The organism is Bacillus marasmi, from assembly GCF_902168435.1.
GTDB lineage: Bacteria > Bacillota > Bacilli > Bacillales > Cytobacillaceae > Bacillus_BU > Bacillus_BU marasmi.
Map to the genome: position 1 here is coordinate 71,480 of NZ_LR656171.1, position 20,540 is coordinate 92,019.

20 protein-coding genes, 1 pseudogene and 1 riboswitch are annotated in these 20,540 nt (G+C 35.7%); of the genes and pseudogenes, 6 read left to right on the forward strand and 15 right to left on the reverse strand.

Annotation, left to right across the window (positions count from 1 at the left end):
- Nucleotides 1–158 precede the first annotated feature (158 nt).
- Nucleotides 159–1,997 (reverse strand): diguanylate cyclase domain-containing protein, encoded by a 1,839-nt coding sequence (locus tag FXW34_RS12095; protein ID WP_147534261.1) that lies wholly within the window; start codon nucleotides 1,995–1,997, stop codon nucleotides 159–161.
- A gap of 238 nt (nucleotides 1,998–2,235) precedes the next feature.
- Here FXW34_RS12095 and FXW34_RS12100 point away from each other — a divergent pair, with 238 nt between their 5' ends.
- Nucleotides 2,236–2,802: an NAD(P)/FAD-dependent oxidoreductase gene (locus FXW34_RS12100; RefSeq protein WP_147534262.1), complete on the forward strand. Its 567-nt coding sequence runs from the start codon at nucleotides 2,236–2,238 to the stop codon at nucleotides 2,800–2,802.
- 118 nt (nucleotides 2,803–2,920) lie between these two features.
- On the opposite strand, the gene FXW34_RS12105 is transcribed toward FXW34_RS12100, so the two are convergent.
- From FXW34_RS12105 to FXW34_RS12120, 4 genes are all read right to left on the reverse strand, one after another.
- Nucleotides 2,921–4,096, reverse strand: a complete 1,176-nt coding sequence (locus tag FXW34_RS12105) for a coiled-coil domain-containing protein (RefSeq protein WP_147534263.1) — start codon at nucleotides 4,094–4,096, stop codon at nucleotides 2,921–2,923.
- 295 nt (nucleotides 4,097–4,391) lie between these two features.
- Complete coding sequence (locus FXW34_RS12110) at nucleotides 4,392–4,781, reverse strand: iron chaperone (RefSeq protein WP_147534264.1); 390 nt, start codon at nucleotides 4,779–4,781, stop codon at nucleotides 4,392–4,394.
- Between the two features lie 53 nt (nucleotides 4,782–4,834).
- Nucleotides 4,835–5,329, reverse strand: coding sequence for a hypothetical protein (locus FXW34_RS12115; protein WP_147534265.1), 495 nt, complete (start codon nucleotides 5,327–5,329; stop codon nucleotides 4,835–4,837).
- Nucleotides 5,326–6,126, reverse strand: coding sequence for a hypothetical protein (locus tag FXW34_RS12120; protein ID WP_147534266.1), 801 nt, complete (start codon nucleotides 6,124–6,126; stop codon nucleotides 5,326–5,328). The genes FXW34_RS12115 and FXW34_RS12120 overlap by 4 nt, the downstream gene beginning before the upstream one ends.
- Before the next feature lie 167 nt (nucleotides 6,127–6,293).
- On the opposite strand from FXW34_RS12120, the gene FXW34_RS12125 reads away from it, so the two are divergent.
- Nucleotides 6,294–6,857 carry a lysophospholipid acyltransferase family protein gene (locus FXW34_RS12125; protein ID WP_246141017.1) on the forward strand — a complete coding sequence of 188 codons (564 nt, stop codon included), beginning with the start codon at nucleotides 6,294–6,296 and terminating at the stop codon, nucleotides 6,855–6,857.
- A 100-nt stretch (nucleotides 6,858–6,957) separates the two neighbouring features.
- On the opposite strand, the gene FXW34_RS12130 is transcribed toward FXW34_RS12125, so the two are convergent.
- The 3 genes from FXW34_RS12130 to FXW34_RS12140 form a co-directional block, all read right to left on the reverse strand.
- A complete protein-coding gene (locus FXW34_RS12130) occupies nucleotides 6,958–7,599 on the reverse strand; it encodes a DUF421 domain-containing protein (RefSeq protein ID WP_147534268.1) in 642 nt (213 codons plus the stop codon).
- A gap of 622 nt (nucleotides 7,600–8,221) precedes the next feature.
- A complete protein-coding gene (gene katG / locus FXW34_RS12135; RefSeq protein ID WP_147534269.1) occupies nucleotides 8,222–10,423 on the reverse strand; it encodes a catalase/peroxidase HPI in 2,202 nt (733 codons plus the stop codon).
- Nucleotides 10,424–10,770: 347 nt separating this feature from the next.
- Nucleotides 10,771–11,238 (reverse strand): hypothetical protein, encoded by a 468-nt coding sequence (locus FXW34_RS12140; RefSeq protein ID WP_147534270.1) that lies wholly within the window; start codon nucleotides 11,236–11,238, stop codon nucleotides 10,771–10,773.
- Nucleotides 11,239–11,433: 195 nt separating this feature from the next.
- Between FXW34_RS12140 and FXW34_RS12145 the strand changes: the two genes are divergently transcribed.
- Nucleotides 11,434–12,051 carry a hypothetical protein gene (locus tag FXW34_RS12145; protein WP_147534271.1) on the forward strand — a complete coding sequence of 206 codons (618 nt, stop codon included), beginning with the start codon at nucleotides 11,434–11,436 and terminating at the stop codon, nucleotides 12,049–12,051.
- 133 nt (nucleotides 12,052–12,184) lie between these two features.
- Here FXW34_RS12145 and FXW34_RS23360 read toward each other — a convergent pair whose 3' ends face one another.
- The 5 genes and pseudogenes from FXW34_RS23360 to FXW34_RS12165 form a co-directional block, all read right to left on the reverse strand.
- On the reverse strand, nucleotides 12,185–13,045 hold the full coding sequence (locus FXW34_RS23360; RefSeq protein ID WP_246141033.1) for an RCC1 domain-containing protein: 861 nt from the start codon (nucleotides 13,043–13,045) through the stop codon (nucleotides 12,185–12,187).
- Nucleotides 13,046–13,078: 33 nt separating this feature from the next.
- Nucleotides 13,079–13,657, reverse strand: a pseudogene (locus FXW34_RS23365) (DedA family protein); the annotation flags it as partial.
- Complete coding sequence (locus tag FXW34_RS12155; protein WP_147534273.1) at nucleotides 13,658–14,230, reverse strand: class I SAM-dependent methyltransferase; 573 nt, start codon at nucleotides 14,228–14,230, stop codon at nucleotides 13,658–13,660.
- A gap of 145 nt (nucleotides 14,231–14,375) precedes the next feature.
- The gene (locus FXW34_RS12160) at nucleotides 14,376–14,738 is read right to left on the reverse strand and encodes a hypothetical protein (RefSeq protein ID WP_147534405.1); all 363 of its coding nucleotides are present in this window, start codon (nucleotides 14,736–14,738) and stop codon (nucleotides 14,376–14,378) included.
- Between the two features lie 46 nt (nucleotides 14,739–14,784).
- Nucleotides 14,785–15,618 (reverse strand): DUF2238 domain-containing protein, encoded by an 834-nt coding sequence (locus tag FXW34_RS12165; protein WP_147534274.1) that lies wholly within the window; start codon nucleotides 15,616–15,618, stop codon nucleotides 14,785–14,787.
- Nucleotides 15,619–16,064: 446 nt separating this feature from the next.
- Nucleotides 16,065–16,149, forward strand: a riboswitch (ZMP/ZTP riboswitch).
- A 44-nt stretch (nucleotides 16,150–16,193) separates the two neighbouring features.
- Here FXW34_RS12165 and FXW34_RS12170 point away from each other — a divergent pair.
- Nucleotides 16,194–17,042 (forward strand): bifunctional 5,10-methylenetetrahydrofolate dehydrogenase/5,10-methenyltetrahydrofolate cyclohydrolase, encoded by an 849-nt coding sequence (locus tag FXW34_RS12170; RefSeq protein WP_147534275.1) that lies wholly within the window; start codon nucleotides 16,194–16,196, stop codon nucleotides 17,040–17,042.
- 583 nt (nucleotides 17,043–17,625) lie between these two features.
- Here FXW34_RS12170 and FXW34_RS12175 read toward each other — a convergent pair.
- The gene (locus FXW34_RS12175; protein ID WP_147534276.1) at nucleotides 17,626–17,979 is read right to left on the reverse strand and encodes a hypothetical protein; all 354 of its coding nucleotides are present in this window, start codon (nucleotides 17,977–17,979) and stop codon (nucleotides 17,626–17,628) included.
- A gap of 501 nt (nucleotides 17,980–18,480) precedes the next feature.
- Between FXW34_RS12175 and FXW34_RS12180 the strand changes: the two genes are divergently transcribed.
- Together FXW34_RS12180 and FXW34_RS12185 are read left to right on the forward strand one after the other, a co-directional pair.
- Nucleotides 18,481–18,813: a hypothetical protein gene (locus tag FXW34_RS12180; RefSeq protein WP_187118933.1), complete on the forward strand. Its 333-nt coding sequence runs from the start codon at nucleotides 18,481–18,483 to the stop codon at nucleotides 18,811–18,813.
- A 469-nt stretch (nucleotides 18,814–19,282) separates the two neighbouring features.
- Entirely contained in the window at nucleotides 19,283–19,759 is a 477-nt protein-coding gene (locus FXW34_RS12185; protein WP_147534277.1) for a PAS domain-containing protein, read from the forward strand.
- Between the two features lie 467 nt (nucleotides 19,760–20,226).
- Here FXW34_RS12185 and FXW34_RS12190 read toward each other — a convergent pair whose 3' ends face one another.
- Nucleotides 20,227–20,496, reverse strand: coding sequence for a hypothetical protein (locus FXW34_RS12190; protein ID WP_147534278.1), 270 nt, complete (start codon nucleotides 20,494–20,496; stop codon nucleotides 20,227–20,229).
- Nucleotides 20,497–20,540 lie beyond the last annotated feature (44 nt).

Here is a 20,540-nt window from a genome sequence, read left to right on the forward strand (position 1 = left end):
AATATATTAAAACTGCATTAGGCTAAATATGCCTCATGCACAAACATTCCTCGATGAAGTGGTCTTTTCGACTTAGAATGATAAAAAAAGGATATCTCATAAGCTATTTGCTATGATTCATCCTTTTTTTGTTAATCAATATTGGTTTGGTTGAAATATCAACGTTTTAAACTAGGTTCCCTTTTATATAGATTTACTTGATTTCTTCCGGCATTTTTTGATGTATAGAGTGCGTTATCAGACATTCTTATAATATCCATCGGTGTCAAAAAGCGACTTGGGATAACAGTAGCAACTCCAAGACTGCAGGTTACAACATTACTTACTATTGAGGAAATATGTGGGATTTCCAGCCCCTCAATTGCTAGCCTTATTTTCTCTGCAATAATCAGACCACCTTGTTGATTTGTTTCCGGTAATATAATGGCAAACTCTTCCCCACCATATCGACACACAATATCAGATGGTCGACGAATACAATCTTTAATTGTCTGGGCAACTTTTATGAGACACTCATCACCACTTTGATGTCCGTATGTATCATTGTAGGCTTTAAAACAATCGATATCGAGCATGATTAAAGTAAGAGACTTCGAAACTCTTGAGCAACGTCCCCACTCATTATTAATCGCTTCATCAAAGAAACGACGATTAAGGATATTCGTTAATCCATCAACAATGGAGGCTTCCTTTAGTTCTAGCTCTAGTTTTCTTTGTTCCGTTATATCTTTAAATTGCCATAGATAACCTTCGAATTCTCCATTTGTAAAAATTAGAATAGCGTCGCGGCTTATTAAATCTCCATTCTTTAATCTCCATTCCTCCCCTATCACCTTTTCTCGACTTGCGAATATTTCTTTAATACGATTTTCTATTAAGTCACCTTCTAAAAATTGATCCTTACCTAAATTAAATAAATCCACATGTTTCATCCCTAAAACATCAGTAGGTAATACAGATAATTTAAATACATTACTGAATTGTTCGTTTATGAGAGTAATTTTATTTTCTTTGTCTTCAGCCACAATTCCATAAGGCATATGTGAAATAATCGCTTCAAGTCTTGCAGCATTTCTTTTTTGCTTTTCTTCCATTTCTCGCCGATCAGTAATATCACGGATATTTGCTAGAATGGCAGATTCATTATTAAAATGAATGAGCGAACCTCTTACTTCAACAATGATGGAGCTCCCGTCTTTCCGTCTGTACACCTTCTCACCAACAAAATGTTGATTTTTTTTCAGTACAGTTTCAATATTTCCCTCAACCGTAGCCATATCGGATATGATAATATCTTCAAGCGTTAACTTAAGTAACTCTTCTTCCTTATAACCAAGCATTTCACAAAACCGTTCATTCGTCTCTACTATCGTTTTATTAAAAGGGTTAAATGCGTAAATGCCTTCTGTAGATTGTTTTAACATCGAACGATAGCGTATTTCACTATCATGAAGCTTATTTTGCAATAGCTTAACCCGATTCAATTCATTGATTAATTGTCCACGTACACCCTCTGTAAAACGGGATTCATATATTTTTAATAGAGAATAGCTAAAAAAGAACAATAAAAAATAGTAAATATCTGTCTCTTTCCACTGAACGAAAAAGCCTTGTCCATTAAAAATCATAAAATAAGTAAAAGCTCCAGCACTACATAGAGTCGTAAAAATGATGTTCTGCCAATTTCGATATGCTACACTTAACATTGGCGGTATTAAAAGGAAAAATAAATTTATATAATGTTCTTCAATCGTATTCAAAATAAATAAAACTGTAATACTTAATATTGATAAAAAATACATAGTAAGCTTAGGGCCAAATCCCTTTTTAATTAAAAAGGTTAAAAGTAACATTGGAGGTATGGTAAAAGAAGCAATTAGAAGCCCCGTTTCGATATCCTCAAAAATCATATTTAAAGGAATATCTAAAATGATGAAAATCCATACTCCTTTCACCATTAAACTATTACGATATTTTATTAGTGAGTCATCATCCATAAGAATCACCACCCTTTATAGGTTAATTTTACTATACATTTCAAAAAAATCCCAATATTAATTATTCTAATAAAATATTAACACTTATTGAAACATCCTTTCATTATAGTATTCATCATTGTGAGATAAGGGTTTTACCCTATTTTTTTGATAAGTTAAAATATTGTCACTATACTGTAGTTTGTGTTGACAAGTTGTTTTATACTTAAGTTAAAATTTGAAAAAAGAGGTGCTTTACATGAAAATAGATGTAGCGATTATTGGCGGAGGAATTGCTGGTCTTTCAGCCGCTTTGTTCACTGGTCATGCTGGATTAAAAACCTTGGTGTTCGATTCCGGAGCTTCACAAATTAAACAAGTATCAACTTTAAATAACAATTTAGGGACACCAGGTATTTCAGGTGAACAGCTTCTGAATCAATACCGTGAGCAGGTTAATGAATTTGTAGAGTACCGTGATGCGGAAGTCGAATTTCTTCAAAAAGAAGGCGATGTCTTTATTGTAAAGGCAGCTGGTGAAAGTTATGAAGCGGATACAGTAGTTGTATCAACAAATCTTCAAACTCAACTTTTAGAAAATATGGGGCTTGAAATTGGAATAAATGAAAATATAAAAAGCGGAAAAATAAAAAAAGTTGTTGGGGTAAATTGGGAAGGAGTAACATCCATTCCAAATCTATTTATTGCAGGTCTACTTGCTGGTGTTGCTAGCCAGGTTATGATAGTCGCTGGTCAAGGTGCAGCAGTCGGAGTAAGGATTGCTCAGAAATCCACTGGCGAAAAATATATGTGGCATGATAAATAATCAATAGATGTTTGTTGAATTTTCCAGGTGGGATTCCGGGAATCTCACTAAAATATTACATTAGAAAAAAATAAACAAGGTTAGCTGAGATTGCTAACCTTGTTTTTATATCAATCTACTATTCGATAATTCGAATTACACGACCACTAAAAGTATTGGCCCAATAACCACTAGACATATTAGCAATTGCCACACCAGTAGAGTCTTGAGATCCGATGAATCGACCTCCACCCAAGTAAATGCCTACATGTCCATCTGTTTTGTAAGTATTAAAGAATACTAAATCTCCAGGACGCATTTCATTAGTCGATACTCTGCGACCGCTATTTTTCAAAGAGTCTGTACTTGCCCCAATGCTAATTCCAGCTTGAGAAAACGCCCAGTGAACAAACCCTGAACAATCAAATCTACCGTTAGCCACATCGTATGCATTACGACCGCCACCAAATACATAGACAGAATTGCCAATATATCGGTTTCCTACAGTTGTAACAATTTGAATTTTTTCACTTGCAGAAGCTGATGCAACATATGATGGTACGCCTGTGCTAAAATTCCCACCTGAAGTGCTTTGAGTTTTTGTTGGTGCTTGTTGCGCTGCTAAGCTACGATCTTGCTGCTGCAAAGATGCCTTTGTGGAAAGACCTGCTGCTTCCTGCGCCTTAAGCTCCGCACGTAAATTGTCATTTTGCTCCTTTTGCATCATAATTCCAGTACGCATTCCTTCTAATTCAACTTTCATATTGTTAAGATCACCAAGCTTACCTTTAACAGAAGCCTGCTTTTCTTCAACTGCTTTTACATCTGCTTCATGCTTTTCACGAAGCTCCTTGTCAGCATTCATAATGGTAGCAACTGCTCCAATACGATCAACAAAATCTGTAAAGCTTGATGAGCCAAGTATTACATCAACATATTTTACGTTGCCAGTCTCTTGATAAGAACGTGCCCGTTCTTTTAATATCTCATTTCGTTTTTCAATTGCTTCCTTTAAACTCGCAATCTCTTCTTCAAGCTTTTGAATTTCGAGATTAGCAGCATCGATATCGCTTTGAGTTTTTGCAATCATTGCTTCATTATCTTGAATCGCTTTTTCAGTACGTTTAATTTGTTCATTAAGTTGTGCAAGCTCATTCTGTACAGCTGAGATTTGTTGGTTTGCTTGTGTAATTTGAGCCTGGAGGCTAGAACGCTGAGTCGAGATTGAGTCTGCATGTGCAACCGGAAGCGAGAAAACGCTTCCTAAGCCAATCAACACGGTTGTATTTAGCACTAGGAGCTTCTTCTTAATCATTTTTTCCCTGCTTTCTCTATCATTCTATTTATGTATTGTAGATACATGTAATCATAGTTTTAATGTTTTGAATTATTACATTGTGCAATTAGGTTGAAACCCTTTTATATTCAACACACAAACCGAAGTATAGCACTGTAATTTGTCAGTTACGTTATAAAAACATTACAAATATATTTCAATTGCTACACAATGCGACATTTTACACAAAACGTTCACATATCAAGCAGTTATTTTGTTCTTTTTTCACAAAAAAAGACAATTCCCATCGATTAATGGAGATTGTCTACATTATCTATTTTCTCTTTTTTTGTTTTTCGAGAGCGTTTTGTGTGTTTTCTTCGACTCTAAACTGGACTATTTTTGAGATGGTTTTGATTGGTAGAGGTTGATCGAAAGGGAATTGAACCGCTCCTTTTGAGCGTTTGTAGCCATTCAATTGATCTGTAAAATTGGCGATTCCGCTTGGTGCTGGGTAAAAACCAATATGATGACTATGCGCTGCAAAATGAACAAGGTTACCATAGAGATAGAAAGTTGGCATTTGATAGCTAATTTTCTCTGTAGCAGTCGGTGCAGCCTCCTTTATCACCTTTCTAATTTCATGTAGTTTTTCTTGTACATCAGGAGGAAATTGGGATATGTAATCATTAATTACATCAACAGCCTGTTTGCTCACTTCCATGATCACTCCTTCATTTAATTGCTTCATTAGAAATTATTTTACCAAACCATCCACTATAATTCTGTAAAATAATCATTTTTACTGGTTTCTTTACTTGCAACACCGTACATTGTAATACCGTTCGGTGAGTGCTGCCATAATTTTTCTTTTACAATATTCGCTTGGGCTTTATTCTCGCAATAAATCAGCAGAAAAACTTCCGTTGTAGCTCTGTCTCGGATACTTCCCTTCCTCTCCTTTTGCTTCACTCTTAAATAATCAATAAAAAATCCTATGCCCATTCCAATAACTAATCCAATAATCGCCCAGATTATTGGGCCCCATTTAAGTACATAGCCATAAATCGTTCCAAGTAACATCAATATCATCCCAACAATTGGAGCAGACTCGAATAACATCCTCTGTTTTTCCGGAAGTAATTCTCGTTCAATTTTTGTTTCAAGTGGTAAGGCTAAAATAGCATCACTTTCAATCCCAATCATTTCTAGTTCTGCAATCGCATGTTCAAATTGTTCTGTTATTCTAAAAGATGCGACTACGTTCATCATTTTATTTTCTCCTTCATACCTCTAATACTACTAATTGGAAAATGTTGATTTTGATAAAATTTTTTCAAGAATCGTTTCTGCTGCAACATATAAATTTTATTGTTTGATAACGTTTGAACAAAAACATCGTACCATATAAAGCAATATATGGAAGGGAGATATAACACCCATTGCGGATCGATGTTTTGTTTTGCTTTGAGAAAATCTCCTTCTAAGGTAAAGTGGAAAGCGGGTAATAAATGTGATAAATGAAAAACCATCACAAACCACGGTACCAATAGAATCATGAGCATTTGATTAATATAAACATAGCCAATTCCCGGTGCAAATATGGACCATAGCACAGCAAGAATCGGATTTTTGATACTTAGTCTGTTTAAACCAAAAATTGAATAATCCTTTGAAGCAATTTCATAGCCTCTTTTCATTGCAATCTTATAATCATTATTTAGTTGAATTGTCCGTTGATAGCCATCCCATATCGCGAAAATATATGGACAAATATAAGCGATAATCCATTTTTTATTTAGCATTTGTTTGGCCATCTCAAAATCCCCGATCATTGAATATACAATTGCAGAATTTAATCCTGACAGCGTATTTGTAATCATTTCATGCGTGATTAGAATAAAGCCAATTAAATAATGTCCTAATATCAAGTGACCAAAACCTGGTAATGCTGCTGACCACCAGGCAATTACACCAGGATGATAAATCCCTATTGTATTCATTACAAAAGGATTGACGGATGCGACAACTGATTGATTTTTGTAAAATTTGGAACTATTATCATTCAAAAAAATCATCCTGTTCTTCATCATAATGCCTGTAGTATTTGGAATTAACGCTAATAAAATACATAATATGGAAGGCGGTGTTTTTATTCTTAAATCAGTGTTTTTTTAACTTTGCACATGTGGTAATATACAGATATTATGCTTAAAAATTGGAGAGGTTGGTTGGATTGGTTTATAAAATAGCTATTTTTGTCGTAAGAGTCTTTTTAAATATCCGTTTTAAAATGAAAATTATTGGATTAGAAAATATCCCTGAAGGCGCAACGATATTAGCCATGAATCATACGAGTAATTTCGATGCACCGATGGTTGGCGTCTATACTCCAAGAAAAATGTATATTATGGGAAAAGAGGAGTTATTCCGTAAAAAGTTTTTTGCTTGGCTAATTACGGAGTTAGGCTGCTTCCCTATTAAACGAGGACAAGCTGATATCAAATCTCTTAAACATACGTTAAAGCTTTTAAAAGAAGGAAATATTTTTTCTATTTTTATAGAAGGAACTCGTTCCAAAACTGGTGAAATGCAGGAAGCTAAAAAAGGCATTGGCTTTATTGTCGCAAAAAGTAAAGCACCTGTTGTCCCTACTTATGTTTTCGGGACAAAAAACGGTTGGTTTAAACCAGCTGGAATGATTTTTGGGAAACCGATGACTTTTGAGGATGGCTTAAATCCTGAAGAAATTGCAAATAAAATCGCTGAAGAAATTAAAAAACTGAAGCCAGAACAATAACTAATAATCTCAAGGAAACAAATGAAACCGCACGTAGCTTAATTGTCAACGTGCGGTTTTTGATTACATCAGCTTAATTCCCAAAGTACTACTTCGTCAATTATTGTAAATGCTTTGGTGGATTGTTAGCATGTGCCTTATTCTGAACTTCTGCGAATAGGTCCTCTTGGCTATCGACCTCAAACTTTTTATTAATAACGTTTAATATTTCGTTAATCTGAGTAATTTGGGAATTACTTGGCATTAAATTAATTATTATTTGTTTAAAATCCTCGAAATCCTTTTTCGTTACAGGTTGGGCATCCTCTATTAACTCAAAACCTAATTGACCATTCGGTTCCAATGTTGCCCATTTTACGTCACTTATTTTAGATACACTATTTTGTCTAAGCTTCATTTCAAGCTGATCTACTGATAATCTAAGTTTCCTCAAGTTTTTTTCATTTAACGATCCGTTATTAATGATCACCTTGGCTTTACCAGTAATCATTTTTTCAAGTGTGTCTGATTTTATTTGAATATATTCCATTACCAATAATGTTCCGACCAGAACACTACCAACCAATATCGTCGTCCAAATATTATCTCCAGCTACAGGTTGAATCAACAGGGACCCAATTCCCACCATTATGACTGTTTCAGCCAATGTCATTTGTGAGATAGTTTTCCGACCTGCAATTCTCAATAGCACTGTGCCCGCAACAACAACTAATATTGCTTTCCATATAAAATCCCATTCCATATAAATAAAACCACCATTCGATTAAAAAGAATTAATGCTATCTTTCCCAAATTTCACTCCATTATCCAATCGCTCATGTCCAAACTATTCCTTAAAAAGAGGCTGGGACATAAGTATTTCAGTTAAACAAAAAACCGAACTATCATGCGAAATTCTAACTTAGAATTTCCTAATAGTTCGATTTTTATATTACTATTTACTATAGAGCTACCCTGAAATAAATGTGGATTGGATCACACATTAAGTGCAGTTTTTTTGCTTGAGGGTTTGTTAACCCGAATGTTGATTTCCTTGTGTTTGAAAATAAGCGGAAGAATTACGCTTATTTTGGAAAAGACCCATATTTCCCTTATAATAACGGGAGTTTTTCCAAAAATCAGTTGATTTTGTCTTTTGGGGAGTAGTTAAGCGGAAAATCTACTCTTATTTCAGCTCATTTAGCCCCCCTTATATACAATAAGGGGAAATTCTACTCTTATTTAGATTCTCATACCTACATGAAAATCAACACTGAACTTTAATATATTCCTCCATAAAAATCATTTGGTTTTAATAGCGAACGATTTAGTTCTGTCCCAGTTTCTTTTCAAGAATAACTTTAGATACACTATTGTTTTGATGCTTAAGATTTCCTCAACTTTAAGTCGAAGCGGTCTGCATTCATTACCTTTACCCAAGCAGCGATAAAGTCACGAACAAACTTCTCTTTGTTATCCTCTTGAGCATAAACCTCCGCAATCGCACGCAGAACAGAATTTGAGCCAAACACTAGATCGACTCTAGTTGCTGTACGCACCACTTCTCCTGTACTGCGATTACGTCCTACATACACGTTTGCTTCATTTGCTTCATCAGGTTTCCATTCAATTCCCATATCTAGTAGGTTTACAAAAAAGTCGTTGGTGAGTTTGCCAACACGATCAGTAAATACACCATGTTCTGTGCCACCGTGGTTTGTGCCTAACACACGCATACCGCCAACAAGTACAGTCATTTCTGGTGCAGATAGGTTTAGAAGCTGTGCCTTGTCAACCAATAATTCTTCTGGACTTACACTATATTCCTTCTTCTGATAATTGCGGAACCCATCAGCGATTGGCTCTAACACTGAAAAGCCTTCAATATCTGTTTGCTCCTCTGTTGCGTCACCTCGCCCTGGACTAAAAGGAACTTTTACATCAAAGCCTGCATCACGTGCTGCTTTTTCTACTGCAGCACTTCCACCCAGTACAATTAAATCAGCTAAGCTGACTTTCTTATCTAACTTATTTTGAAGATCTTCAAGTACATGAAGAACCTTTGCGAGTTGTTCAGGCTGATTGGCTTCCCAATCCTTTTGTGGGGCTAGTCTAATACGGGCACCATTAGCACCACCTCGATAATCTGAGCCACGGAATGTGCTAGCCGAAGCCCAAGCAGTTGTTACTAACTCACTGATTGTAAGTCCTGAAGTGAGGATTCTTTCTTTCAGAGCTTCTATTTCATCATCTGATAATTCATAATCAACTGTTGGTACAGGATCCTGCCAGATAAGTTCCTCTTCTGGAACTTCCGGGCCAAGATATCTCGTTTTAGGACCCATATCGCGATGAAGAAGTTTAAACCATGCACGGGCAAATGCATCGGCAAATTCCTCTGGATTTTTATGAAAACGTCGACTAATCTTTTCGTATGCTGGGTCAAAACGCAATGCCATATCCGTCGTAAACATCATCGTTGGAACTTTAATCGATGGATCTTCTGCATCCGGTGCAAGATCCTTCTCATCAGGATCCACTGCGAGCCACTGAAAAGCACCTGCTGGACTCTTAGTCAGCCACCAATCATATCCAAACAACAAATCAAAGTAACCATTATCCCACTGTGTCGGGTTGGCAGTCCAAGAGCCTTCAAGACCACTGGTAATGGTGTCGCGCCCTTTACCCTTTCCAAAGGTGCTTAACCACCCCAAACCTTGTGCTTCAATAGGCGCAGCTTCAGGCTCTGGACCAACATGTGCAGCATCTCCTGCACCGTGTGCTTTACCAAATGTATGCCCACCAGCTATTAGTGCAACTGTTTCTTCATCGTTCATTCCCATTCGTGCAAAGGTTTCACGAATATCACGCGCACTTGCAATCGGATCTGGTTTTCCGTTTGGACCTTCTGGATTAACATAGATTAGCCCCATTTGGACAGCAGCAAGTGGATTCTCCAAATCACGCTCGCCAGAATAACGTTTATCACCAAGCCATTCTGTTTCTGCACCCCAATAAATGTCTTCCTCTGGATGCCAGATGTCTTCACGTCCTCCTCCAAAACCAAGTGTCTTACCGCCCATTGATTCAATCGCAACATTTCCTGCTAAAACAAGCAAGTCGGCCCAAGAAATCTTGTTACCGTACTTCTGCTTTATTGGCCACAGCAGTCGACGGGCTTTATCAAGGCTTACGTTATCAGGCCAACTATTGAGTGGAGCAAATCGCTGTGATCCTGATCCACCGCCACCTCGGCCGTCACCAACGCGATACGTTCCAGCGGCATGCCACGACATACGAATAAATAATGGACCATAATGTCCATAGTCTGCAGGCCACCAATCTTGACTATCTGTCATTAAATTCCGAAGGTCTTGCTTAAGAGCGAAATAATCTAATTTTTCAAACTCCTCAACATAATTGAAGTCCTCTCCCATAGGGTTAGATTTTCTGTCATGCTGATGGAGTATATTCAAGTTTAACTGATTTGGCCACCAGTCTCGATTTGATGTACCTCCAGATGTGTTACTTGTAGCTCCACCATGAAATGGGCAGCCTCCAGTGTTAGCATTGTTTTTAGCATCCATATACTTTTCCCCTTTCTATGTATTTATGAAAATACTTCTAGTGGAAAGATTCTTACACTGAAATTATACTAAACTCCCAATTTTTAGACTCATTTACCAACATGACAACAAAATGTCTCGATAGGTCATCGTATCTGTTAAATAGTGTATTCTCAGGCAATGAATCATAATACGCTTGTTTATATATTATTTGTCCAATTGATAAAAAATTCCGAAAAACACTATAATTAAAGGATTAAAAATTAAGATAAATTTTTGGATTCGGATGTTGTGGACTGGGCACATTTTGAAGGTGGTACCATTTGCGCCCAGTATTCGAGGAGTGATGTAGGATTCAATACTCAAATTTATAACTTTTTTGTCATTCGCTCAATATCTTTTGCAATTGTAGATTTCTTTCCCTTTCCGTCCTTATAATTGGTTAATTGTATATGAAAATAGTTAATATATTCGATAATGGTAAATACGTAAATAATTAAAGCTAGCCATAAAATAAAAAACGAACTATGGTCCACAATTTTATCTATAATCACAATAAAAGGCCCAATACATATGAGAACTAGATTAATTTTCTTCAGGGCTAAAAAAAACTTGTTTAAATTAGGTAAAATAGTTCTTCTTTCCCTCATTCTTCTCCATTTAATAACCCAGAAAAAACTGCCTTGTAATAAGATAAAGTTTAAAACAAACAATGTATACATCAGTGAATAACTGTGATACGAGGAAAATTGGTAAAAGTACACAAGTGTAAAAGCTACTACCGCAAAAAATTCTCCCGAAAATAAGTACACCAGCCTATTTTCTATTCCCTTCATTGTTCTCCTCCTAATTGCAAACCTCGCTCGGGTAAGAATGAAATACCAGCCCTGGTTAATTTTAAATTTACTAATATGGCGTAAAGTATACACAAAAAAGAATGAGGATTACAATGGAAGTATTCATTATCACTTTAATCCTATCCAAAATGTTGTACAATTTGTTAAAGACTTGAATTATTAGGAGAGTTAATTATGGGTAAAAAAGTTTTAATAGCCGTACTATGTTTGGGAGTAGTGTTTGTCATTTCATTTTTTGTTTTGCGCCCTAATCCTTCTCCTTCTAAGCCTATTTCTAATAACATCAATAATCCGACTACCTCTCCTCCAGCCAGTATTCATAGTACATCCTTGGAGGAAAGTATTTGTGAAAAAGTATCGAAACAATTTGGTGATTGCAAAAGAATTCTTTTGTATGATTCCGATAATAAAATCGTTTTTGCAGAGAGTAGCGCCGGAATCATCCCAGTCCTTACGAACGAAGAGTTTACTAACTTTAAAAAGTTTATTTTTCCAATGATGGACTTTCAGGAGTTTAAAGAAGAAAAAGTAGAGCGTGGTCCAATAGACTGGCGCGTTAATAATATTGCTCAAGAAGGACTTTCCATAATATACGGATTTGCTGAAGATGAAGCAAAGACGATCATGATTAATAGTGAGGGCAACATACAGCCGAACAGGTTTTTTGTTCGTGATAATTTATCGGTTTGGTATGCTATTATTCGGAGTAAAAACATCAAATTGCCTGTAGAGGTGACAGTATATAATCATGATGGAAAGATGATTTACGATGGAAATGAAATGAGAGATTGATACATGTACGACAAGGCTTCATGGATTCTTCTTTACTATTAAAAGACAAACTCGTGAAGCCTTATGAAAACGATACAATCCCTGTTGAATGCTAACCTTTTTGAGTTGTGTGAAAAACTTTAATATTCCATATTTATTTGCTAGGCAATTGAATGTCTCGCCAGCTGCTAACATCGCACTGTCCATATTCATTATCACCCGCTGCAACCACTGTGCCGTCTGATTTTAGACCAACTGTATGGGCACAACCAGCCGCTATCGCAACAATATCGCACCAATCATTTACATTACATTGACCATACCTATTACAACCTACCGCCGCAACAGTACCGTCCAATTTTAAGCCAATACTATGATTACTTCCTGCTGCTATCGCCACAATATTGGTCCAGCTGCTTACATTGCATTGATTATGTTTATTCAAACCCACCGCCGTCACCGAACCGTTAGCTTTTAGACCAATTGTATGAAGATAACCACCTGCGACCGCCACCATATCGCGCCAATCGCCAATATTACATTGGCGATACCGATTATTACCTGTTGCCATCAATGTGCCGTCCAACCTAAGACCAATCGTATGCCAGTCACCAACCGCAAGCGCCACAATATCCTGCCAGCTGCTTACATTGCATTGGCCTTCATTATTTCTGCCCACTGCTACCACTGTACCATCCGATTTAAGACCAATCGTACGACGCCAACCCGCTGCAACCGCTACAATATCGCACCATCCACCTACATCGCATTGTTCATACTTATTCCAACCCACAGCCACCACAGTTCTATCAGATTTAAGACCAATTGTGTGGGCGTTGCCCGTGTTTGTTGCCATATGAACATTACCAGCCGCTACCGCCACAATATCGTTCCATCCGCTTGTATCACATTGGCGACATTTGTTATCACCCACTGCCACCACCGTACCATCAGATTTAAGCCCCACGGTATGACGACGGCCTGCGGCAATGGTATCTCTAGAACACCATTCCATGTTAACACCTCTATCATTATTTCTTCCATGCTCAATCATATTAGGACGAAGTCTATAAATTATGAAAATAGAGGCTACAGCAATCGCCCCAAAAACAAGACCATATTTTGTCCCCAAATCTACTATGGTCTCTATGTTGTCACCAAATAGGAAACCTAGGATAAAATAAATCATAGTCCATACAAATGCAGTTGAATAAGAGTAAAGGGAATACTTCTTAAAGGTCATTTTATTCATCCCAACAATATATGGGACAATATGTCGGACTACCGGGATAAAATAACTAAAGACCAAAGCGACATTTCCATATTTTCGTATGACTTCCTCAGCTTTATTATAATGTTTAGACTCCTTTTTAATGAATCTATCGATCACTTTTGCACCAAGTATTCTGCCTAGAATAAACCCCAGTGATAACCCGGATACCACACCTAAGTAAGTAATGATAAAAGCAGGGACAAGCTTTAATATCCCCAAAGAAGCAACGAAGCCGCCAGTCGCAACAATCATTTCATCCGGAAGAGGCATACCGATAATCCCAAGCCATAAACAAAAAAATAAGGCGAAATAACCGTATTGGTGAATATAGCTTAATAGTTCATTCGTTTCCATTTATCGTGTCTCCTGCCATTGTTCGCATGACAAAACAAAGGCTGGAGGAAAATTAAGCAATACCCTTTTTTCTATTATTCTCGGGAAAAACCTCTGAATGAATTTCTTTTTTACAAGAGAGTATTGAAAAGTAATGAACTTGCCACTATGAAGAAGTGAGTCTCTAACATTCCGTAAAACTCGTTCTGACACGTCTAAAGGCATTGACGCAAACGGCAATCCGGATAATACATAGTCTACACGATCTACATTTAGCACTTCTAAGTATTTTTTCAAATTCTCAGCTGAACCATGGATGACTTGGACACTTGGATCTTGAGCATATTGTTGCTTTAAATTTTTCACAAAAGTTCCGTTAATTTCAATGAGAATTAACAATGTTTCCTTCTTTTTTTGTTTTGCAATTTTTTCAGTAAATGCTCCTGTACCTGGTCCCAATTCCACAATCGTTTTTGAATGTTCGAAGTTAATTGCCGCAATCATATTCTTCGCCAGCATCGCTGAACTAGGCATTAGAGCTCCAATGTATCGAGGATGTTTAATAAACTCGTTAATGAAAGTAATCATTTGCATCCCACTTCACCTCATACCCGTCATATTTCTTCAAGTATGAAGGACAGATATTAAGAATTAGTAGATGTATTTCTTAATATTTTATTAGGATTTACTTCCGATAGAGACACTTTCGTGACCGTCAGCATTACATAAAAAACTCTAATTATTTTAGACGGTTTTCCAAGGATTCAATTGCCAGTTGAAGCGCAGTTAAGCGACGTTTATTTAATGTTTTTTGTGAGCTACCTTCTTTTGCTTTCTCTATCTGTCGTTCGATAGATGGAAGAACCCCTAGTAAAACATCCTTTGAATTCAAAATGGCTTCTTTGTCACGAATAAAAGTATACCCATTCCAATCATCTTTGAGGCTTTCTAAACCGATTTTAACTGCATCTCGTCTCTTTTTGACAAGGGTTGTATTTGAACCTTTATCGCTCATGCTATGATAAGCATTTGATAGTTTTTTTAAAGTCGACTCTAAGGAATTGATCGACAATTCTTGGATTTCTTCGCTAACATTCTTCATCATTACATCCCCTCCCTTTTCATTTTAGAAATATAGTATTGCATAATCATGGCGATTCAACAATCCAATTCAATTCTTTACTCCCTTTTTTGGGTATAAAATTCCGTACAAACTTATATCTTTTCTGATCATGCCGAGCGTATAGATAGCCGAACACACTGAAGACGACTGCACCAAGCAGGTTTACAAATAAATCTTTCATTGTATCGATAATACCAATATCAAGGTATCCGTTATTAATAACGGTTTCAATCTTATTTCCCGAAGCGTCTATTCTTTCAATAATGGTGCGTTGAATATTCTCAATATGTAAGACTGTGTTTTTTTCCTCGCCCACACTTACACTGTTTATTTGTGTAATAATGCGGTCTTTCTGCATATCGAGATTCATCCAACGGTCTGCGGAGTATTCGATAAACTCCCACATAACCCCAACCGTCATTGAAAAACTGAACGTGACTATCGCAAGAAACAATGGGGTTAAATTCATCCCCTCTGCATTCTTATTTAATAGATAGGCCAGTGAAAAACCGACACCCGCAGCTAAAAAACCATTGAGCGTATGAAGTGCTGTATCCCAAATTTTGAAATATCCGTAAAAATCGCTCAGTTCTCCCAGAATAGTCGAACTAAATATAAATAATATGATAATCATTTCCAACATATTTGGAAATTCAATGTTAAACAATCGTTCCACTACAAGTGGTATAGCAAATAAAACAAGCGTTAGCACAAGAATAAATGCGTTTCCCCATCTTTGCATAAATATTTGATTGATTAACATAAAAATAGCGATTGCTCGAAATACTACATACACTACAACAACCTTTTTGTCAGCTGTTTTCGTGCTACTAGTAAAGAATTTTTTTATTAAATTCATGTGCCACATCCTCCAACTCATTACAATAACATCTCATTTTCATATCGTTTGCTTAATAATCCCTTTGTAAACACTTCTAATCCACATTGAAAAAATGACCATTATGTAGCAAGCAAAAAAGCACAGGCAATTTGCCTATGCTCAAAATTACGAAATACAGGAATTTCAATTGTATTAATCTACAGTTTTCCCGTTTATAACAAATCAAGCCAGTTTATTTTTGTAAATCTTGCTTTTCTTTTTTTCTAAGTATAGCTTTGACACTCCAACGAACAAAAAGCACACGAAGGAAATCATAAACCACATTTTTGAGGGTGTCTCAATAATGTTAAGCAATTACTAGTACACCTTGGTAAATGTAATATATTTCCATTGTAACGCTTTTTATAGACACACAACTATTGAACAGCTAATTTATGTATGATATGCTCAAAGAAATAATCATATTTTGGTGCGGTAACTGACGGCAATTGTGGAATTAACCACAAGGAAGCCGCATTATTAATTAGTCGGGTCGTCTGGGCAGAGATAGGGATATGTATTCCTATCTCTTTTTTTTTTAAGGAGGATTTCCAATGGAAAAGATCATTTTAGACGGTAGGACTGTTGCTAAACATGTTACAGAAAAGTTGGTTGACCGTGTCAAGGAATTGAAAGCAAGAGGAGTAACTCCCTGCCTGGCGACAATTTTGGTAGGTGATGATCCATCGTCAGAAACATATGTGAAAATGAAAGGAAATGCTTGCGAAAGAATTGGTATAAAATCGTTAAGGATTCATCTTCCAAAAGAAACCCTTACAGATGACCTGTTAAACGTAATTGAAGAATTAAATCAAGATAAGTCAGTGCATGGAATACTCCTTCAACATCCCGTCCCTTCACATATTGATGAGAGAAAAGCATTTGAAGCTATTGCTATTACGAAGGATGTAGATGGCGTGACAAGTTTGGGTTTTGGTCAAACTGCCTTTGGTTTTGGAAAATATCCCTCTTGTACCCCTGCAGCAATCATGGAAATCATAAATTATTATCAAATCCCTATTAATGGGAAATTTGCTGTGGTTGTGGGAAGAAGCCCTATTCTCGGCAAACCAGTTTCTGCTTTACTTTTAAATGGGAATGCAACCGTAACTACTTGTCACTCTCACACTGTAAATTTATCAGAAATAGTAAAACAGGCTGATATAGTTGTTGCAGCTGTAGGGAAGCCAAACTTTATTAAAGGTGACTGGATTAAGGAGGGCGCAGTTGTCCTTGATGCGGGTTATAATAAAGGAAACATAGGTGATGTTGACTATCAGGAATGTTTCGAAAAGGCAGGAGCAATCACTCCAGTTCCAGGTGGTGTTGGTCCGGTGACAATCTCAATGTTGTTAAAACATACAGTAATATCGGCAGAGACTTCTACCGAACAGTCCCATTAATAATCAAAATAAAGCTGTGACAGATCTAAATGATCTTACGGAAGTCTATATAAAGGTCAGAGTGATTTTCATGTAAGTATGAGAAAAAATAAGCGGAGAATTTCCCGTTATTATATGCAAGGGGAGCTAATTGATCTGAAATAAGAGGAGAATTTCCGCTTAAATGCTCCCAAGAAGACAAAATCCAATGGTTTTTATGAAATAAGCGGAAAAACTCCCTTTATTCTTAGCAAAAAACCCGTATTTCTCAAAATAAGCGAAATTCTTCCGCTTATTTTTAACCACAAGTAAATCAACATTCTGGTTAACAGACTCACGTGCAAAAAAATTTGCACACAGTTATTTCAAGGTAGTGCATATTGGAAAATAGAATAAAAAAACCGAACTATTAGGAAATTCTAAGTAAGAATTTTTCATAATAGTCCAGTTTTTTGTTTAGCTGAAATACTTATGTCCTTGCCTCTTTCTTTTACAATCAAAAAAGATTCATACTTATAGCTGATTCAATATCATCAATAGCTTCCCGATATTATTCATTCTGTTAGAATTCAAGACAATATTCCTAAGATTATGCACATAGCAATCATAATACATTACACTTTGCTTTTATGTTATTTCTATGGATAATATATCCACATATAATATAAAAAATTAAAATAACAATTCCTAATGGCTTTTCATTTATTATTTGTCCTGTTTCTTGTGTTCCCATATAAATTAGATGAATTCCAGGTAATGCTCCCATTAAGCTACCCCAAAAAATATTCTTATTTAACATAAAACCACTAACATAGAAAAAGGCTAACCAAACTAAAACAATAGAAGAAATAGCTCCAGCATCGTTAATCGCTATCACACCATAAAAAATTGAAAAAATGATAGCTGGTATATAGACTATAATTTTCAAAACCTTCCCGCCCCCATTATTGTAAGTCATTACAATATCACTCTTTTAAAAGTTTTATATAGTGTAATTTTACACTATTGATATTAGCTTGTAAAATATTTCCTAATAGACTGTTCTCCCTAAAATTGTTAACTTTTTAAAATTTTGTGATTTTGTTGATTGATTAATTGTTGACAGGTTTTGTAGATTATGCAAATATAATATCGAAAACCTCTTATTCTTTTAGTTGACCCAACCACTTATACATTCAAAATGTACAAAGAAACTCTTCCAATTATCATCCATTAAAGTAAATCCATATTTAATTCAACTAAACAATTCTACAAATATGCCATTTTAAGTCAACCTCATATGTGTTTTTTCATGTCATTCTTCTTATCATTTCTTTTTCACAATAATGTTTTCATAGTTTATTTTTCATTTCATTAGAAACATGAAAGGAGTGATTAACAATGTAAACGATTTTTGATCGTCTAAATTTGAGATATTGTCGTTTTCATGCCATGGAGATTTTTTTAGGAGGAAAAATAAATGGGCCATGATATCTTAGGTTTCAATCAATCTGGAGAAGAAGTTGCTTATGCGCGTTTTAATATGTGGAATAGCAATGCTACCATCCTTTACTCTTTATTAGATGCCAATAATTTTTATGCGGGCGTCAGCGGCTGTGGCGGCACTTCAACTTTTTCAAAAAAACAAATTGAGAAAGCACTAAAAAAATATAAACATTTATACAAATATGATGATTCTTTACTACCAAACGATAAATATTTAAAAATGGATCAACAACAAATAGAAGATTTTATTAAAAAATGTTTAGTAACAGCGCAAAAGGAAGGCTGCGTAAAGGTGTATTTTGGCTAAATTGTTTAAATGTTTATGAATTTCTCCAAATAACCCTCCAGTCATTTGACCATCTTCAATTACTTATGTCGATACATATCCCCACTAAATATCATTCATATACAACTAAGACTAAATATCTACCTTTTTCCATTTACACTGTTCACAATTAATGAGATTTTACATCGTTGTTTCTGGGGATAAACTACTAAGAGAATCGAGGGCGCTCTCAAATTAAGGCACCCTCGATTAATATTTACAGCTGCTTCACAAATAAACATTATTTTCCTTTATGGTCATTAGAAAGTTGTACCATAATCTTGATCAGAAAAAAGAGTCGCTTTTTTTGTGAGATAAATCACAATCAGTTAACCTTCTTAATGCTATCATTATAAATGAGCTTAGATAATAAACACCTAAAGGCGGAAGTATTTTCACGCTACTATTATAGTGTTTTCATAAAGAGAGATTGCATAAAGGAGTGTTATACATGTCTGAAAATAAACTGTCAGAATTAATTAGTCCTGAAGCTATCATTAATTTTGAAACAGGTGCAATTAAAGCGAGCACTTTAGATTCAATTATCAATCTATTACCATTTGAAATGGGTTTTTGTGATGCTAAAGATATTTTCCGCTGGTATTCAAATAATCCGAACCGTGTCCATGGTCGTCGTAAAGAGGCAATTGGTCGACATGTGCTAGAGCTTCACCCAAAACTGGCACATCACGTTGAAAAGTTGTTGAATGATTTCCGTTCAGGAGCACGAGACGAGTGGGAATTTTGGTTTCCAAAACGCTCTGGAGAAGAAACAGGCCAAATTTTCCAAAAGTTCATGGCAGTACGTGATGAAAATGGAAAATACCTTGGCTGCATGGATGTAACTATTAATCTTGACTTTTTCAAAGGAAAAGAAGGTAAACATACACCTGAAACGATTGACGAATTTATAGCTTTAAAGCCTTAATATAAAATATCTTTTGAATTTGAGAGGATGATGAAAAACACACTAGATCCCCCGGGATGCTTTGATGACAGCTTCCATCATATAAAGCATCAAAATTATTGTTAAACAATTATTGGGTCAGTTTCCTTAAAGCAAGGCCACCAACAAAAGTAAAATAAGCGGAGATTTTCCCGTTAATAATAGAATAGAGCCCGTTTCGGGGTAAATAAGTGGAGATTTTCCGCTTATGCTCATATAAATTGACTATCTTCTCGTTTTTTTGAGTCATTAAGTGGAATTTCTCCGTCTATTTAGGCTAGTTTCAATGCTATTTTTAAAATAAGTGGAATTTCTCCGTCTATTTATTAGTAGCGTATGTTAAACCTATGAATTTGAATCCTTAAAGCCTCCCCGACAATGAAAGGGCTCGACTCTTTTTGAATCGGCCTTTTCTGGTATATCTTGTCTATTATATTAGCTTGTATAATTTAATACATTAATAAATAAAGATAAAATCCAGATATAGTTAAATAAGCTAATAACATTAAGCTTAGCAAGAAAACAAAAGATGCATAAAGTAACACCTTTGATTGTTTATTCATTTCAACACCGTTTTTAAAGAAGTTTGAAAACCCTAGTAACAAGCCTCCTAAAATCGATATTAATCCAAAAAACGGATTGATCATGCTTCCCAACCAAATTCCTGTCACAAAAAGTATTAAAGCGAACACCGGATTAAGAATAGAATTTATAACCACTATAATCCCCCTTATTTAAATTCAAACTAATTTGGAAAAAAGCC

Bases quoted from the DNA above. Each gene is read 5' to 3' on its own strand.
- FXW34_RS12095 (WP_147534261.1), bottom strand. From the start codon at position 1,997: ATGGATGATGACTCACTAATAAAATATCGTAATAGTTTAATGGTGAAA.
- FXW34_RS12100 (WP_147534262.1), top strand. From the start codon at position 2,236: ATGAAAATAGATGTAGCGATTATTGGCGGAGGAATTGCTGGTCTTTCA.
- FXW34_RS12105 (WP_147534263.1), bottom strand. From the start codon at position 4,096: ATGATTAAGAAGAAGCTCCTAGTGCTAAATACAACCGTGTTGATTGGC.
- FXW34_RS12110 (WP_147534264.1), bottom strand. From the start codon at position 4,781: ATGGAAGTGAGCAAACAGGCTGTTGATGTAATTAATGATTACATATCC.
- FXW34_RS12115 (WP_147534265.1), bottom strand. From the start codon at position 5,329: ATGATGAACGTAGTCGCATCTTTTAGAATAACAGAACAATTTGAACAT.
- FXW34_RS12130 (WP_147534268.1), bottom strand. From the start codon at position 7,599: ATGGAATGGGATTTTATATGGAAAGCAATATTAGTTGTTGTTGCGGGC.
- katG (WP_147534269.1), bottom strand. From the start codon at position 10,423: ATGGATGCTAAAAACAATGCTAACACTGGAGGCTGCCCATTTCATGGT.
- FXW34_RS12140 (WP_147534270.1), bottom strand. From the start codon at position 11,238: ATGAAGGGAATAGAAAATAGGCTGGTGTACTTATTTTCGGGAGAATTT.
- FXW34_RS12145 (WP_147534271.1), top strand. From the start codon at position 11,434: ATGGGTAAAAAAGTTTTAATAGCCGTACTATGTTTGGGAGTAGTGTTT.
- FXW34_RS23360 (WP_246141033.1), bottom strand. From the start codon at position 13,045: ATGGAATGGTGTTCTAGAGATACCATTGCCGCAGGCCGTCGTCATACC.
- FXW34_RS12155 (WP_147534273.1), bottom strand. From the start codon at position 14,230: ATGCAAATGATTACTTTCATTAACGAGTTTATTAAACATCCTCGATAC.
- FXW34_RS12160 (WP_147534405.1), bottom strand. From the start codon at position 14,738: ATGAAGAATGTTAGCGAAGAAATCCAAGAATTGTCGATCAATTCCTTA.
- FXW34_RS12165 (WP_147534274.1), bottom strand. From the start codon at position 15,618: ATGAATTTAATAAAAAAATTCTTTACTAGTAGCACGAAAACAGCTGAC.
- FXW34_RS12170 (WP_147534275.1), top strand. From the start codon at position 16,194: ATGGAAAAGATCATTTTAGACGGTAGGACTGTTGCTAAACATGTTACA.
- FXW34_RS12175 (WP_147534276.1), bottom strand. From the start codon at position 17,979: ATGACTTACAATAATGGGGGCGGGAAGGTTTTGAAAATTATAGTCTAT.
- FXW34_RS12180 (WP_187118933.1), top strand. From the start codon at position 18,481: ATGGGCCATGATATCTTAGGTTTCAATCAATCTGGAGAAGAAGTTGCT.
- FXW34_RS12185 (WP_147534277.1), top strand. From the start codon at position 19,283: ATGTCTGAAAATAAACTGTCAGAATTAATTAGTCCTGAAGCTATCATT.